We start from the raw sequence: 15,620 nt of genomic DNA, 5'->3' as shown, positions 1-15,620 counted from the left end.
CGACAAATCAAAGCTCGAGCCTGACAGGCCTTAAAGCTCGCCCTTTCGCGAAATCAGCTTTGAAACCACATGCGCCGTGTAATCGACCACCGGCACGATGCGCGCATAATTGAGCCGTGTCGGCCCGATAACCCCCAGCACCCCCACAACCTTGTCATTGGCGTCCTTGTAGGGCGAAAGCACGACCGACGAGCCCGAGAGCGAAAACAGCTTGTTTTCCGAACCGATAAAGATGCGCACCCCCTGGGCGGTTTCCGCATCGTTCAACAGATCGATCAACCCCTGCTTGGTTTCGATCTCGTCGAACAATTGGCGCACCCGGGCCAGATCGTCGGACGCCATCGTGTCATCGATCAGGTTGGCCCGGCCCCGCACGATCAGCGTCGGAGCGGACGTATCGGCCTCGATCATCGAGGCGAGCCCGGAATCCACAAGCCGTTGCGCGATGGCATCGAGTTCGGCGCGCTGGTTTTCCGATTGCTGGCGGATCGAATCGCGCGCCTGCTGCAGCGTCTTGCCCACGATATGATGGGCGAGAAAATTGGACGCCTGGGTCAGGGCGCTCGCCGTCAGCCCCGGCGGCAGGGCGATGATGCGGTTTTCGACCTGTCCGTCTTCTCCCACAAGAATAGCCATGGCCCGCTCAGGATCGAGCCGGACGAATTCGACATGCTTGAGCACCATGTCCGCCTTTGCGGCAATGACCATGCCCGCGCCGTGCGAAAGGCCTGAAAGCAGGGCGCTCGCTTCGTTGAGCAGGTCCTCGACCCGTCCCGACCGGCTTCCACCCGAAACGGTGCGCGAGATCTGGTCGCGCTCGGTTTCGTCCACGGCCCCCACTTCGAGCATGGCGTCGACGAAAAACCGCAACCCCTCCTGGGTGGGAGCCCGCCCCGCCGAAGTGTGCGGCGCGGCAATCAGGCCCAGCTCCTCGAGATCGGCCATCACATTGCGCACCGAGGCCGGGGAAAGCTGCATGTCGAGCATCTTGGAAATGGCCCGCGACCCGATGGGTTCGCCGGTTTCCAGATAACGCTCGACCAGCCGCCGGAAGATGTCCTGACTGCGTGTCGAAAGGGCCTCTAAAAATTCTGACGAATTTATCGTGTTTCTGTCCATATTCACCATTCCGGAGCGCGGTCAGAAAAAGTTGCAGGTTTTTTCGGTTCGACCGCGCGACCCACTCAAGATGCCATGCCGTGGCGCCGCAAGCTGTCTTTGTTTCGATTGCCATTAACTAAGTAGGAGAAAACCAGGGTACCGCCAAGTGAGGCGCGCTTGTTCCGGCCTTCTCGAACGGTTAAGAGGCTGGTAACCATATCAGCCAACAGACACCGGGAAGACAGTTTTTATGCGGCCAAGCGGACGGGCAAGCGATCAGATGCGCGATGTAACAATTGAACGGGGCGTCGCGCCGCAGGCGGAGGGCTCGTGCCTCGTTGCATTCGGGCGCACCCGCGTTCTGTGCACCGCCAGCGTCGAGACCTCGCTTCCGCCCTGGCGGCGCGGACAGGGTCTTGGTTGGGTGACGGCCGAATACGGCATGCTGCCCCGTGCCACCGGCTCGCGCACCCGCCGCGAGGCGACCGCGGGCAAACAATCGGGCCGCACCCAGGAGATCCAGCGTCTGATCGGGCGCTCCCTGCGTGCCGTTGTCGACATGCAGGCTTTGGGCGAAAACCAGATCGTTCTCGACTGCGACGTGCTTGAAGCCGATGGCGGCACGCGCACAGCGTCGATCACCGGCGCCTTTGTTGCGCTCTCGGAAGCGGTCTTCTGGATGAAGGAACGCTCGCTGTTGAAGGGCGATCCGATCCGCGACCATGTGGCTGCCGTCTCGTGCGGTGTCTATCGCGGCACCCCGGTGCTTGATCTCGATTATCTCGAAGACAGCGAGGCCGATACCGACGCCAATTTCGTTCTGACCGGCTCGGGCAAGTTCGTCGAGATCCAGGGGACGGCCGAAGCCGAGCCCTTTTCCACCCAGGAGCTGGCCGAACTGATCGGGCTTGCCCAGAAAGGCATCGCCGAACTGGTCGAACTCCAGCGCGCCGTGTTGGGGGCGTCATGACCATCAGGCTCAAGCGCGGCGACCGGTTGGTTCTGGCCACCCACAACAAGGGCAAGCTGGTCGAATTTCAGGACATGCTGAAAGACTTCGGCCTCGATATCGTCTCGGCCGGCGATCTGGGCCTGCCTGAGCCTGAAGAAACCGGCACCACATTCATCGAGAATGCGCGCCTCAAAGCCCATGCAGCCGCGAAAGCCACAGGCGAAATCGCCCTTTCCGACGATTCGGGCATTTCGGTCGACGCGCTCGACGGCCAGCCCGGGGTTTACACCGCAGACTGGGCCGGTGTGCCGCGCAATTTCACCAACGCCATGCAAAAGGTGCAGGATCTGCTCGTCGAAAAGGGCGCGACCGAGCCCAATCAACGCACGGCCCAGTTCAATGCCGTCCTCTGCCTCGCCCTGCCCGACGGTACCGACATGATTTTCGAGGGGCTGGCGCCCGGCATGCTGGTCTGGCCGCCCGTCGGGGATTCGGGGCACGGCTATGACCCCATGTTCAAGCCCGATGGATATGAGAAAACCTTCGGCCAGATGAGCGCCGAGGAAAAACATTCCTGGGCCCCTGGCAAGGAAGGCCTGTCCCATCGCGCCCGCGCCTTTGCCAAATTCGTGAAGGACGTGCTTTGAGCGCCAATAATGCATTCGGGATCTATATCCATTGGCCGTTCTGCGCGGCCAAATGTCCCTATTGCGACTTCAATTCCCATGTTCACCACGGCAAGTTCGACGAAGACAGCTTCGTTAGCGCTTATGTTAAAGAGATCGAGACCACCGCGCGGCGGGCGCCCGAGCGGCTGGTCGAATCGATATTTTTCGGCGGCGGCACGCCTTCGCTGATGAAGCCGGCTTCGGTCGGCACAATTCTTGATGCCATCGCTAAAAATTGGCAGGTCGCCGACACGGTCGAAATCACCCTAGAAGCCAACCCCACCTCGGTCGAAGCCGAGCGCTTCCGCGGGTATCGCGCCGCCGGGGTCAATCGCGTGTCTTTGGGCGTACAATCGCTGCGCCCCGAGCCGCTGGCCCGCCTGGGGCGGTTGCATTCGGTCGAGGATGCGGTGGCCGCCGTCCGTCTGGCGCAATCGATTTTCGATCGCTCGAGCTTTGATATCATCTATGCCCGCCCCGACCAGACGCTGGGCCAGTGGGAAGACGAGCTCACCGAGGCCCTGGCGCTCTCGGAAGGCCATCTCTCGCTCTACCAGCTCACCATCGAATCGGGCACGCGCTATTTTGACCTGTTCAACGCCGGCAAACTGAAAATGCCGTCGGAAGACCTTTCCGCCGACATGTTCGAAATGACCCAGGACTTGACGGCGTCCTACGGCCTTCCCGCCTATGAAATTTCCAACCACGCCCGCCCCGGGCAGGAAAGCCGGCATAACCTGATCTATTGGCGCTATGGCGAATATGCCGGCATCGGCCCGGGCGCCCATGGCCGGCTGATCATGGGCGGCGCCCGCCACGCCACGGCGGCGGAAAAAATGCCGTTCAAGTGGTGGGAAAAGGTCATCGAGACCGGCGATGGGCTGGTCACCGACGATACCCTGACCTGGGACGAGGAAGGCGACGAATATCTCGTCATGGGTCTGCGCCTGCGCGAGGGGATCGATCCGGCCCGCTATCAGGCCCTCGCCCGCCGCGCGCTCACCGCCACCCAGATCGATTTCCTCAAATCCATCGGCTTCATCGAAACCCTTCCCAATGGCCGCCTGCGGGTGACCGACAAGGGCTGGCCGGTGCTCGATGCGGTGGTGGCCGATCTGGCCGCCTAGCGAAATTCCGCCGCCGGCGGAATCCCCGCATCAACGCTCGCTCCGCCGCTCGAAGCCAGCGGCAGGCCGCCCAGCCGGGCTGCGTCGATGGTGACGGCGCCTTGCGCACCCACTTGCCGCATGACCAGCCCATATTCTCCGCGCCCGTCGAAATGGAGCCGGAACGGCCCGTCGCGCCCCGTGAACCCTGCTGGTGAAACCAGACCGGTCCCGTAAGGTGGCATTGCAAGGCTCAGGCTGGGCGTGTTGGCCAGCAGCACCGCCGAATAGGCCAGGGTCGTCAACTGATGCGGCTCGCCGCCGAACCGCGAACGATAGATCGGCGTCAGCGCCTCAAGCCCCGCCGGATCGATTGCCGGATAGACAGCGCCGGCCAGAAAGGGCTGGTTGAGAATGGCCGCGTCACCCTCCCAGTCCGCCGATCCCACGATCAGCACCCGCTCACGCGGCAATCGGGCCGCATCGAGCAATATGCCGAAACTGGGCGCCGTGGCGCGATCGGGAATATAGAGCGTATCGATCAGATTGGAGCGCATGGCCGGGGCGAGACGTTCGACGGCGGTTCGGGCCCGCGCTTCGCCATCGAACATTTCAATGGCAACGATCTGCATGCCGGCTTCTCCTGCCGCCAGTCGCAGAGCGTCGGCCTGAGCGTTGCCCAGTGGGGTATCGGGAATGATCGCGGCAATCGTGTTGCGGCCCTGTGCCCGTGCGTAGGTGAGGGCCCGCATGATCTCGGCTTCGGGCAATACGCTAAGCAGATAGACCCCATCGGTGGCCACGCTCGCAGTGGAGGAAAACCCGATCAGCGGGGTGTCGTAGGATTTGGCGATCGCGCCCGCCAGCCCGACGGCATCGGCGGTCAACGGACCCAGAATCAGTTCGGCCCCCTCGGCCAGCGCCTGCTGGGTCGCGGTGCGCGCCGTTTCCGGGCCGGGGCCTGAATCCTTGACCACAACATGAATGTGCTGGCCTCCGGTCCGGACGGTTTCGTCCATGGCCAGCCGCGCGCCATTGAGCATGGCCCGCCCGACCGCTCCCGTGTTGCCCGAAAGCGGCAGGATCAGTGCCACCCGCACAGGCCCGGTGCCGATGATTTCACCTTGCGCCGGCGCCAGCACCGGCCCGGCTGGAGCGGTGGGCTGGGCAAGGCCCGGGGCCGTCATGCCCGTCTGGCCCGTCGAGCAGGCGGCAACCGCCAGCAATAGGACAACGCTCAACAGTGCCCGTGTCCACATATGCTGCAACCCCACTCCCTTTCCCTGTGCCCCGCCGTAAATCCTGTCTCTGATTCGCGCCGGACAGAACCACCGCCCGCCTCGACAAACCCCCTTGCGATGGTAAAAGAAGGGCGTCAATCCAAGGGGCAAGCGTGAGCCAGGACAAATCCTACCAGATATCGGGCCACCGCGTCTTCGTTCAAAGCCCGGCGCCCGGCCTCTATCCGGTGGCCACCCCGATCGGCAATCTGCGCGACATCACTCTGCGCGCCCTCGATATACTGGCCGGAGCCGATCTCGTTTTATGCGAGGATACCCGTCATTCGGCCCGGCTGTTCGATGCCTATGGCATAAAAACCCCCCGCACCGCTCTGCACGAGCACAATGAACGCGCCCGCATCGACTCGATCCTCGATCAGATCGACCAAGGCAGGGCAATCGCCTTGATCTCGGACGCCGGAACCCCCTTGTTGTCCGATCCGGGCTTTCCCCTGGTCCGCGCGGCGCGCGAAGCCGGCATCGATATCTTTCCCGTGCCCGGCCCTTCGGCTCTTTTGGCTGCGCTCACCGGCGCGGGCCTGCCCACCGATTCCTTTGCGTTCTTCGGTTTTCTGCCTTCCAAGACCGGCCAGCGCACCAATGCGCTCTCCCCGCTCATCGCTCGCCCTGAAACGCTGGTGTTTTACGAATCGCCCCGCCGCCTCGGTGCGGCGCTGGCTGACATGGCCCAAACCCTTGGCCCCGAGAGGCAGGCGGTCGTGGCGCTCGAACTCACCAAGCGCTTCGAGCGCTTCGAAACCGGCACTTTGTCCGATCTGGCCGAAACCTTTGCCGAAGAGACCAAGGGCGAAGCCGTAATCCTGGTTGCCGGCTCGGACGGAACAGCACCACAGGCGGGTGGCGATTGGGAAGCGGCGCTGGACGAAGCGATGGCCCAGATGCCGCTACGCGCCGCCGTCGATCTGATCTCCGTCCAGTTCGGTCTCAAACGCAAACAGGTTTACGATGCCGCCCTCGCCCTCAAGGCCAAAGCCTGATCCGCGCCGCCGGGCCGAGCGCGCCGGGCGGTCGGCGGAAACGCTTGCGGGCTGGCTGCTGCGTCTCAAGCTCTACAGCATCGTTGCCACGCGCTACAAAACCCCGGTCGGCGAAATCGATATCGTTGCCAGAAGGGGCCGCACCGTGGTTTTCATCGAGGTCAAGCAGCGCTCGGGCAATGCCCTCGCCCGCGACCAGGCGCTCGCTTCGGTCAACACCGCCCGCATCGTGCGCTGCGCCGAATGGTTTCAGTCGTCCCACCCCGCCTATCAAATCTATGATTTCCGTTTCGACGTGATAACGCTTGCACCGGGACGCTGGCCGCACCATCTGGTCAATGCCTTTACCGCCTGACGCTTTTCTTTGAGGATCTTTTCATGTCCCTTTCCGTCGCCGTACAGATGGACCCCATCGACGCCATCAACCCGCCTGGCGATTCCAGCTTTGCTCTGATGCTCGAGGCACAGGCGCGCGGTCATACGCTGTCTTATTATACGCCCTCAACCCTCGCCCAGCGCGGCAGCACGGTGACGGCGCGCGTGCACAGGGTCAAAGTCGACGACAGGGAAAAGGGCCTCCACTTCAAGCTCGAAGACTGGCAGAAAACCGATCTCACCACGTTCGACGTGATCCTGCTGCGCCAGGACCCGCCCTTCGACATGAACTATATAACCACCACCCACATGCTCGAGCTGGTGCATCCCGAGACTTTGGTGGTCAATCACCCCAAGGAAGTGCGCAATGCGCCCGAAAAAATCCTCGTTACCAGCTTCCCTGAGCTGATGCCCGATACGCTGATCACGCGCGATGAAACCGAGATCCGCGATTTCCGCAAAGAGTTCGGCGATGTCATCCTAAAACCCCTGTTCGGCAATGGCGGTGCCGGCGTGTTCCGCATCCGCGAGGGCGATGAGAACCTCGGCTCGCTGCTGGAAATGTTCAACGCGAGCTTCCGTGAACCCTTCATGATCCAGCGCTATCTTCCCGATGTGCGCAAGGGCGACAAACGCATCATTCTGGTCGATGGCAAGCCGGTGGCCGGGCTCAACCGCATCCCCGCCGCGGGCGAATCGCGATCCAACATGCATGTGGGGGGGCGGCCCGAGCTTTCGGAGCTCACGGCGCGCGAGCATGAGATCTGCGAAATCATCGGCCCCGAACTCAAAAAGCGCGACCTGATCTTTGTCGGCATCGACGTGATCGGCGGCTATCTGACCGAAATCAACGTGACCTCCCCCACCGGCATCCGCGAGGTCAAGCGCTTCGGCGGTCCCGACATCGCGGTCATGGTCTGGGACGCCATCGAAAGCCGCCGGTAGTCAAGCGCTTCGGCCCCCGGTATGGTCGCCGCTGATTCACGTGGAACAGCGGCACATTGGGGGCCGGGACGATGTCGGGCAATTTTCTCGTGGCGTTTGCCACTTTCTTTGCGACGATCGGCGTTGCCGACATCGCCTTCATCTTCGCCGGACTGACGCGCAACAATACCGCCAGACAGCGCTTCGTCTTCGCCTCGCGCGGCGTTCTGATCGCCACCGGCATCCTGCTGTTCTTTGCCTTTGCCGGTAACGCCATCCTCGAAATCTTCGGCATCACCCTGCCGGCCCTGCGGGTGGCCGGCGGCATCCTGCTGCTTTTGATCGCGATCGACATGGTGTTTGCCCGCCATTCGGGCGCCACCGGCACCACGTCCGAAGAAGAGGCAGAAGGGATGTCGCGGACCGACATTTCGGTCTTTCCCCTTGCCATGCCGCTTCTGGCCGGGGCCGGATCGATTTCGGCCGTGATCCTTTTGACCACCGGTGCCAACACCGATCTCGAATTCTGGATCGTGATCGCCGCGCTTATCGCGACTCTCGCCCTCGCCTGGCTGGCACTTCTTATCGCCATTCCCATTCAGCGCATTCTAGGCCTCACCGGCATGTCCGTGGTTTCCCGTGTCGTCGGGATTCTTCTGACTGCATTGGCCGTCCAATTCGTTTTCGACGGCATCAGCACCAGCGGGATTCTGGGCGGATCGGGCTGATTCGGAGCGTTTCCAGAAAAAACTATTTGAGCGGCGCGCACCGGCCCTGACCCGCAAGGCGCATATAGGTGCGGGGGTCGCACCCGGTCAAAAAGAACTGAATCCAGTCGCTTTCCGACCCAAACCAGGCATTGCGGTCCACTTCCGTGCGGATGCCCGGCACCGTTCCGGTCTGTGTGTACTGCCAGAAAGTAAAGGGGCGGTTCGAATAGCGCTCATGGGGCTCGGCGGCCACCGAACGCAGCCACATCGGGTTATCGATCTGGACCCCTTCAAGCACGTCGCGGTGGAAATTGATGTCGGTATAGATCACCGGCACCTTGCCCGTATGGGCCTCCATGCCGGCCAGAAGAACGCGCACCTTGTCGAGCACTTCTTCGCGGGTCAGGTCGTGCTTGCACGACGAGCCATTGTTCCACTCGAGATCGAGCACCGGCGGCAGCGCGTCGGCTTCGGCCGGAACATTGGCGGCAAACCAGGCAACCTGTTCGGACGCCGGACGGCACCAATAGATGAAATGATACGCCCCGCGCGGAATGCCGGCAGCCCGGGCCCGATCCCAATTGGTGCGGAAATTGGGGTCGAGATAATCCCCGCCATCGGTGGCCTTGATATAGGCAAAGCGCGTTCCTGCCTGCGCCACGGCCCGCCAGTCGATATTGCCCTGGTGGCGCGATACATCGATGCCGTGGATGGGCAGAGAATGGGCGCGCGCCACGCCCGGATGGGGCTTGTTGTCGCCCTTGGCGGGATAGTAATTGGCCCCGCAGGCGGCCAGCACCCCGACGAGGGCGAGACCGGCCGCAAGCGGCAGGATCGTCTTGGTCAGCTTGGGCGAGCGGAAAAAACGCGGCAGGGGCATGGAGCGGAAAACTCGGCAATTTGGGAAAATCTATCTCAAATTGTATTGACCCAATTCTCCTTAACGCTCCCCTCACAAGCTTGGTTAACAAAACCGAAAGCCCCCGAAGCGTGGCCTCCAGGGCACAGATTTTTCTATCCGGCCATGCAGCCTGTGGATCAGGCGGCCAGTGCCCGTGCCTGGGAAATGACCGCGCTGGTGTCGTAGGGTTTGGCAATGAAACTGTCGGCGATATCGGCACGCGGGGCAGCGCGGCCCGACGTCACCAGTACCGGAATGTGTGGCCAGCGTTCCTTGACAGCGTTGGCCAGATCGAACCCGCTGAGCGCACCGGCCAATTCGACATCGGTAAACACCAGCCCGATCGAACCGCGCGTCTCGAGCAGTTCGAGAGCCTGTTCGGCGTCGGGCACCTCGATCACGGAAAATCCGGCATCGACCATGGCCAGCGTGATATCGAGACGAACCAGAGGCTCGTCTTCGACGACAAGGATGAGCGGGGCGTCCTTTCTCTGTAACATCGTGTGGTCTCCAAAAATCTCAAATCGCCGCCTGAACGAAAAACAAGGCAGCGGCCCTCAGCCGCGCCCTCGTTCGCGTCGATCTGCTTGTTGCTAATAGGCCGGGACTGGAGCCACATGGCGCGGCTGCCGACCCGGTCGGTTCGCCATACCAATGCCGCCGTCACCCATCCGTTCCGTTGTGCGCCGTGCACAGCTTGGTGATCGCCCATGCGGTCAACGCATGTTCGCTAAACGTTCTTGTTCTTGCTTTTGTTTCTTGCTAGCTTCAGGGTCACTTTCACCCATGCAAGGGGACGGCATGGCAACGCGGATCACCACAGTAGCCTTTCTGGGCATCGAAGCCGTGCCGGTCGATGTGCAGGTGCAGATTTCGCCCGGCCTGCCCCGGTTCAATATCGTGGGTCTGCCCGACAAGGCGGTGGGCGAAAGCCGCGAGCGGGTGCGCGCCGCGCTGATCGCCTCGGGTCTGGCGCTGCCGGCCAAGCATATTTCGGTCAATCTCGCCCCGGCCGATCTGCCCAAGGAGGGCAGTCATTACGATCTGCCCATTGCTTTGGGGCTGATGGCTGCCATGGGCGCCATCCCCGGCGATATGCTGGAGCGCTTCATGGTGCTGGGCGAATTGGCGCTCGATGGACGCGTTTCGCCGGTCACGGGCATCCTTCCCGCCGCCATTGCCGCCAACGCGCGCGATCTGGGCATCATATGCCCGGCCGCCTGCGGCGCGGAAGCCGCCTGGGCCGGCGAAAATATCGATATCGTCGCCATCGACACGCTTTTTGCGCTGGTCAATCATCTGGCAGGACGGCAGATGGCGGCCCGGCCCCAGCCCATCCGCGCCTTGTCCAATGCCACCGGCCCCGATCTCGCCGATATTCGTGGCCAGGAGGTGGCGCGCCGCGCTCTCGAAGTCGCCGCCGCCGGCGGGCACAATTTCTTGATGGTCGGCCCACCCGGCGCGGGGAAATCCATGCTGGCCCAGCGCCTGCCCTCCATCCTCCCCCCGCTCAATCCGCGCGAACTGCTCGATGTGTCGATGATCGCCTCGATTGCCGGGGAGTTGAAGGGCGGACAGATTTCCGACCATCGCCCCTTCCGCGCCCCCCATCATTCGGCCTCCATGGCCGCGCTGGTCGGCGGCGGCTTGCGGGTGCGCCCCGGCGAGGCCTCGCTTGCCCACAATGGGGTTTTGTTTCTCGATGAGCTGCCCGAATTCCAGGCTCAGGCGCTCGACAGCCTGCGTCAGCCGCTCGAATCGGGCGAAACGGTCATCGCGCGCGCCAATGCGCGCGTCACCTACCCCTCGCGCTTCCAGCTGGTCGCCGCCATGAACCCGTGCAAATGCGGCATGGCGGGAACGCCGGGCCACACCTGCCGGCGCGGCGAAAAATGCGCGGCCGATTACCAGGGCCGCGTGTCCGGGCCGTTCCTTGATCGCATCGACATCCGCATCGATGTTCCTGCGGTGTCGGCAACGGACATGATCGGCTCCAAACCGGGCGAGAGCCCAGCGTCGTAGTTGCCCAGCGCGTGGCCACGGCCCGCGATATCCAGCGCCGCCGCTATGCCGAACTGGACCTTTCGGGCGTCCACACCAATTCCGCCGCCCCTTCGAGCGCCATCGAACAGATCGTTGCTCCCGACGCCGAAAGCCGCGACCTCCTGCTCAAGGCTGCGGAAACGTTCAACCTCTCTGCCCGCGCCTATCACCGGGTGCTCAAAGTGGCCCGCACACTGGCCGATCTTGCCGGCAGCGAAACCGTCTCGCGCCCCCACATCGCCGAGGCCCTGAGCTATCGTATCAACATGGCCAATGCCTGATATGGACTACAAGATTGTCGCGCGGATACCCGATATCGAAACCTTTGCCCGACTGCGCGCCATATCGGGCCTGTCGCCCCGCAGCCGGGATGGCATGGAAAAGGGCCTTCCCAATTCACTTTTCGCCGTTCTGGTTGTCCATAGGGGCCACGTCGTCGGCATGGGCCGCATCATCGGCGATGGCGGCACCGCCTACCAGATCACCGACATCGCGGTCGATCCCATCCATCAGGGCAAGGGCTTGGGCAAGGCTATCATGGCCGCGCTGATCGATTGGCTCGAGCGCGAAGCGCCCGAAAAGGCCTATGTTTCGCTGATCGTCGATGGCGACGCGCGCCATCTCTATGGAAAATTCGGTTTTCAGCCCGTTATGCCCGCCTCGATCGGCATGGCGCGCGTCATGGTCAAGACGCCATGATCGACCCTGCCCTGCGCATGCTCACAAAGCTCGCCCGCAACAACGCCCTCGCCAATCATCGCCTGGCGCAGGCCGTCATCGGGCTCGACCAGTCCGAGTTTACGGCAAGGCGCGTGAGCTTTTTCCCTTCCCTTAGGGCAACGCTCAACCACATCCTTGTCATCGATTGGTTCTATATCGACGCGCTGGAAGGCGGAACTCTTGGTCCATGGGCATGGGAAAACGAAGAACCCTTCGATACGGCCCGTGCGCTTTATGCTGCCCAGCGCCAGAGCGATGAAAAACTTGTCGCGTTCTGCGACGCGCTAGAAATTGCCGATCTCGCCCGTCCCATCGCCATCCACCGCTAGTCCCGCATCCAGACCGAACGCTGCGACGATGTGCTCAACCACCTCTTCGCCCACCAGACCCACCATCGCGGCCAGGTCCACGCCATGCTGGCCGGAACGCCCCTCGCCCCGCCCCAACTCGACGAATTCATCGTCTCCGACGACGCAAAATTCCGCGCCGGGGAATTGGCGGCGTTCGGCTGGACTGAAGCCGATCTCGGATTCGGGGATGAATGAGTTGTGTGGAGAGTCAGGTCAGGGCGAGCCGAAAACCGTGGTTTTCGAGAACCGGAGCGGAGCGTACTTTCAGTACGTGAGCACCGGAAGCGCAGAAAGCTGCGGTTTGCAGGCCGCCATCGCCTAACTGTCCATACAACTTAAGCCGCCAGCCCGCGATCCTTGGTGGCCATGAAATCGAGCAGAGGAAAATCCTTTGCACACCGGTCGATTTCCCACTGGCTGGGAGCCAGAAACACCGGATCGCCATAACGGTCCTCGGCGATGTTCAATCGATGCAGCGCTGCGAACTTGTCGAACTGTGCCTTGTCGTTGACCTTGACCCAGCGCGCCGTCACATATTGCGCCGGCTCGATCCGGATCGGCACCGAATATTCAGCCGCCGCGCGGCTGGTCAGCACTTCAAGCTGCAGCGGCCCCACAGCGCCCACATAATACCCCGAGCCCAAGGTCGGCTTGAACACCTGCACCACGCCCTCTTCGGCCAGATCGTTGAGCGCCTTGGCCAGCTGCTTGGTTTTCGAAGCATCGGAAAGATGCACGCGGCGCAGCAGTTCGGGCGCGAAATTGGGAATGCCGGTGACCGTCACGTCAGGCCCATCGGTCAATGTATCGCCGACCGAGAGCGTGCCGTGATTGGGAATACCCACGACGTCCCCTGCCACCGCCTCATCGGCCAGCTCGCGCTCGCGCGCGAAAAAGAACATCGGGTTGGCGACTTTCAAATCCTTGCCCGTGCGCACGTTTTTCAGCCGCATGCCGCGCTTGAGCGTCCCCGAAGCCACGCGCACGAAGGCCACGCGGTCGCGGTGGTTGGGGTCCATATTGGCCTGAACCTTGAACACGAACCCCGTGCACGCCGCCATGGACGGGTCAACCGGTTCGGGCCGGGCTGGCTGGGTGCGCGGCTCGGGCGCAAACCGGCACACCGCTTCGAGCAGTTCGCGCACGCCGATCGATTTGAGCGCCGAGCCGAAATAGACCGGGGTCAGCGTGCCCTCCTCGAACGCGGTCTGGTCAAATTTGGGCAGCGATCCGTTGGCCAGCTCAAGCCCCTCCATCGAGGCGGCAATCTGCTGGTTCTGCGTATCGGCAAACCGCCCCGCCAATGCCTCGATTCCCGGCGCCTCCGCCTCCGGCCTGCCCTCGGTCGAAATGAACCGCCCGTGCTCGAGATCGATAAGCCCGTTAAAGTCGACGCCAGCGCCCACCGGCCACATCATCGGCGCGGTGTCGAGCGCCAGGGTCTCCATGATCTCGTCGAGGATTTCCAGCGTATCGCGCGCTTCCCGGTCAATCTTGTTGACGAAGGTGATGATCGGGATGTCGCGCAGCCGGCACACTTCGAACAGTTTGCGCGTCTGCGCCTCGATGCCCTTGGCCGCGTCGATCACCATGATCGCCGAATCCACCGCCGTCAGCGTGCGATAGGTGTCTTCGGAAAAGTCCGCGTGGCCCGGCGTATCGAGCAGGTTCAGCGTCAGCCCGTCATGTTCGAACGTCATCACGCTCGAAGTGATCGAAATGCCGCGCTTCTGCTCGATCTCCATCCAGTCCGAGCGGGTCCGACGCCGCTCGCCGCGCTCTTTCACCTCGCCCGCCAGATGGATGGCGCCGGAATTGAGCAGCAGTTTTTCGGTCAGCGTCGTCTTGCCGGCGTCCGGGTGCGAAATGATCGCGAAGGTACGGCGGCTTTTATAGCCGGTGGACTCAAGGCTCACTGGGGCAGATCTCCGGGAAGATGAAGGCGATTGGTAAACCCATATGGTTCGTGCGCCTGACTATACCAAATCGGCGGCCCTAAAAAGCCCCTCGCTTTTCCGCTGGACAGCCCCTCGAACTCAATTTACCAAGAAAGTACTTGTTTAAATGGGTTCCGCCATGTCCAACACCGCTTCCGGATGGTCCGCCATCGTCTCCCCGCGCTATCTCGGCGCCACGATCACCCTGTGCCTCGGCGTCGCGCTCCTGGCCTTTAACGGCTTTCTGGTCTCCACCGCCCTGCCCACCGCTGTCGATGAGCTGGGCGGCGTGGCGCTGTTGTCCTGGGCCACAACGGTCTTTCTGGTGTTTGCCATTATGGGCGGGGCCGGCGGCGCACTGCTCAAGGCGCGGCTGGGCGCCCGCATGGCGCTGGTCGCCGCCGCCTCGGTTTTCCTTGTTGGCTCGCTCCTCGCCGCAATCGCCGGCTCCATGCCCGAACTGCTTGTCGGCCGCGCCCTTCAGGGGCTGGGCGAAGGCATCGTCGCGGCCATATGCTACGCGCTGATCCCCGAACTCTTTCCCTCTGCCCTGGTGCCAAAGGTGTTCGGCGCCGAATCGGTGGTCTGGGCGCTGGCCGCCTTTGGTGGGCCGGTGCTCTCGGGCGCCTTGACCGAAACCCTCTCCTGGCGCGCCGCCTTCGCCGTCAATCTGCCCATCGGAGCCATTTTTATCGGCCTCGTTCTCACGATCGTGCCACCTGGTCTGCGCGAAAAATCTTCCGGCCGCTTGCCCATCGTCCGGCTGCTGCTGATCGGCGCCGCCATCATGGCCGTCTCGGTTGGCGGCCTGCTCGATTCGCCGCTTCTCACCGCCCTGTGTCTTCTCATCGCCGGCGCAACGCTTTTCGCCGTCATCGGCCGCGATCGTACCGCCACCACCCCGCTGTTCCCAACCCATGCCTTCCGCTTTAATGACGTTGTGGGTGCCGGTCTCTGGGTGATCCTCCTCATGCCCTTGGCCCAGGCCGGCGCGGCAGTGTTCCTGGTCTATGCGCTGCAAAACATTTTCGGCTTCGGCCCGACCCTCGCCGGTGTCATCGGCGCGGCCATGGCGATCACCTGGTCAACCACGGCCATCCTTGTCGCCAACGTGTCCGAAACCGCCCGCCCCGGCCTCATTCGCCTCGGCCCTGTCCTGCTCGTTGCCGGTCTCGCGCTGCTCGCCATCGCCTTTGCTATCGGCCAGCTCCCACTTGTCATCCTGGCTCAGATCCTGATCGGTGTGGCCTATGGCACTTCATGGGCCTATACCAGCCAAACCATCATGGAAGCCGCCCGCCCCGGCGAACGCGACAGGGCCTCGGCCCTTTTGCCCACCATCCAGTCAGCGGGCTATGGCATCGGAGCGGCCATCGCAGGCCTCATCGCCAACACCGCCGGCATCGCCTCGGCCCAAACCACCCAGCAATTGACCGCCGCCTTGGTCATCACCTTCGCCCTTTGTGCCGTACTGTCGCTCCCGGCCGTCGCCGCCGCCCGCGCCATGACAATCAAATCTTAAGGCCTCACCGGCTCTCCTTACGGTTAGGCGGCG

The 15,620-nt window shown here is 62.9% G+C and carries 14 protein-coding genes and 2 pseudogenes; 11 read left to right on the top strand and 5 right to left on the bottom strand.

Annotated elements, in window-relative coordinates; genetic code table 11:
* Window positions 1-30 precede the first annotated feature (30 nt).
* Window positions 31-1,119 (bottom strand): heat-inducible transcriptional repressor HrcA, encoded by a 1,089-nt coding sequence (hrcA, locus tag V6617_RS00270; RefSeq protein WP_338608373.1) that lies wholly within the window; start codon window positions 1,117-1,119, stop codon window positions 31-33.
* A 232-nt stretch (window positions 1,120-1,351) separates the two neighbouring features.
* Here hrcA and rph point away from each other — a divergent pair, with 232 nt between their 5' ends.
* From rph to hemW, 3 genes are read left to right on the top strand one after another with little or no spacing between them, the layout of a single operon-like run.
* Window positions 1,352-2,071: a ribonuclease PH gene (rph, locus tag V6617_RS00265; protein WP_338608372.1), complete on the top strand. Its 720-nt coding sequence runs from the start codon at window positions 1,352-1,354 to the stop codon at window positions 2,069-2,071.
* The gene (rdgB, locus tag V6617_RS00260; protein ID WP_338608371.1) at window positions 2,068-2,700 is read left to right on the top strand and encodes an RdgB/HAM1 family non-canonical purine NTP pyrophosphatase; all 633 of its coding nucleotides are present in this window, start codon (window positions 2,068-2,070) and stop codon (window positions 2,698-2,700) included. Before rph ends, rdgB begins: the two co-directional genes overlap by 4 nt.
* On the top strand, window positions 2,697-3,848 hold the full coding sequence (hemW, locus tag V6617_RS00255; protein ID WP_338608370.1) for a radical SAM family heme chaperone HemW: 1,152 nt from the start codon (window positions 2,697-2,699) through the stop codon (window positions 3,846-3,848). The genes rdgB and hemW overlap by 4 nt, the downstream gene beginning before the upstream one ends.
* Here the strand turns inward: hemW and V6617_RS00250 are convergent.
* Window positions 3,845-5,068 (bottom strand): penicillin-binding protein activator, encoded by a 1,224-nt coding sequence (locus V6617_RS00250; RefSeq protein ID WP_338608369.1) that lies wholly within the window; start codon window positions 5,066-5,068, stop codon window positions 3,845-3,847. The two genes, hemW and V6617_RS00250, sit on opposite strands and share 4 nt — an antisense overlap.
* Before the next feature lie 152 nt (window positions 5,069-5,220).
* Between V6617_RS00250 and rsmI the strand changes: the two genes are divergently transcribed.
* The 4 genes from rsmI to V6617_RS00230 all read left to right on the top strand — a co-directional run bounded on the left by rsmI (window position 5,221) and on the right by V6617_RS00230 (window position 8,132).
* Window positions 5,221-6,105 (top strand): 16S rRNA (cytidine(1402)-2'-O)-methyltransferase, encoded by an 885-nt coding sequence (gene rsmI, locus V6617_RS00245; RefSeq protein ID WP_338608368.1) that lies wholly within the window; start codon window positions 5,221-5,223, stop codon window positions 6,103-6,105.
* On the top strand, window positions 6,074-6,460 hold the full coding sequence (locus V6617_RS00240) for a YraN family protein (protein ID WP_338608367.1): 387 nt from the start codon (window positions 6,074-6,076) through the stop codon (window positions 6,458-6,460). The genes rsmI and V6617_RS00240 overlap by 32 nt, the downstream gene beginning before the upstream one ends.
* Window positions 6,461-6,483: 23 nt before the next feature.
* Window positions 6,484-7,425 (top strand): glutathione synthase, encoded by a 942-nt coding sequence (gshB, locus tag V6617_RS00235; protein ID WP_338608366.1) that lies wholly within the window; start codon window positions 6,484-6,486, stop codon window positions 7,423-7,425.
* 71 nt (window positions 7,426-7,496) lie between these two features.
* On the top strand, window positions 7,497-8,132 hold the full coding sequence (locus V6617_RS00230) for a MarC family protein (RefSeq protein WP_338608365.1): 636 nt from the start codon (window positions 7,497-7,499) through the stop codon (window positions 8,130-8,132).
* 22 nt (window positions 8,133-8,154) lie between these two features.
* On the opposite strand, the gene V6617_RS00225 is transcribed toward V6617_RS00230, so the two are convergent.
* Window positions 8,155-8,994 (bottom strand): GH25 family lysozyme, encoded by an 840-nt coding sequence (locus tag V6617_RS00225; protein ID WP_338608364.1) that lies wholly within the window; start codon window positions 8,992-8,994, stop codon window positions 8,155-8,157.
* Between the two features lie 158 nt (window positions 8,995-9,152).
* Complete coding sequence (locus V6617_RS00220) at window positions 9,153-9,515, bottom strand: response regulator (protein ID WP_338608363.1); 363 nt, start codon at window positions 9,513-9,515, stop codon at window positions 9,153-9,155.
* A 301-nt stretch (window positions 9,516-9,816) separates the two neighbouring features.
* Here V6617_RS00220 and V6617_RS00215 point away from each other — a divergent pair.
* From V6617_RS00215 to V6617_RS00205, 3 genes and pseudogenes are all read left to right on the top strand, one after another.
* Window positions 9,817-11,339 (top strand): annotated as a pseudogene (locus V6617_RS00215) (YifB family Mg chelatase-like AAA ATPase).
* 1 nt (window position 11,340) lies between these two features.
* Window positions 11,341-11,757, top strand: coding sequence for a GNAT family N-acetyltransferase (locus V6617_RS00210; RefSeq protein ID WP_338608362.1), 417 nt, complete (start codon window positions 11,341-11,343; stop codon window positions 11,755-11,757).
* Window positions 11,754-12,323, top strand: a pseudogene (locus V6617_RS00205) (DinB family protein). The gene V6617_RS00210 and the pseudogene V6617_RS00205 overlap by 4 nt, the downstream one beginning before the upstream one ends.
* 140 nt (window positions 12,324-12,463) lie before the next feature.
* Here V6617_RS00205 and V6617_RS00200 read toward each other — a convergent pair.
* The gene (locus V6617_RS00200; RefSeq protein WP_338608361.1) at window positions 12,464-14,044 is read right to left on the bottom strand and encodes a peptide chain release factor 3; all 1,581 of its coding nucleotides are present in this window, start codon (window positions 14,042-14,044) and stop codon (window positions 12,464-12,466) included.
* Between the two features lie 160 nt (window positions 14,045-14,204).
* Here V6617_RS00200 and V6617_RS00195 point away from each other — a divergent pair, with 160 nt between their 5' ends.
* Entirely contained in the window at window positions 14,205-15,587 is a 1,383-nt protein-coding gene (locus V6617_RS00195) for an MFS transporter (RefSeq protein ID WP_338608360.1), read from the top strand.
* Window positions 15,588-15,620: the final 33 nt, after the last annotated feature.

It is taken from the genome of Pelagibacterium nitratireducens, assembly GCF_037044555.1.
Lineage (GTDB): Bacteria > Pseudomonadota > Alphaproteobacteria > Rhizobiales > Devosiaceae > Pelagibacterium > Pelagibacterium nitratireducens.
This window is presented reverse-complemented; position numbering and strand designations above follow the sequence as displayed.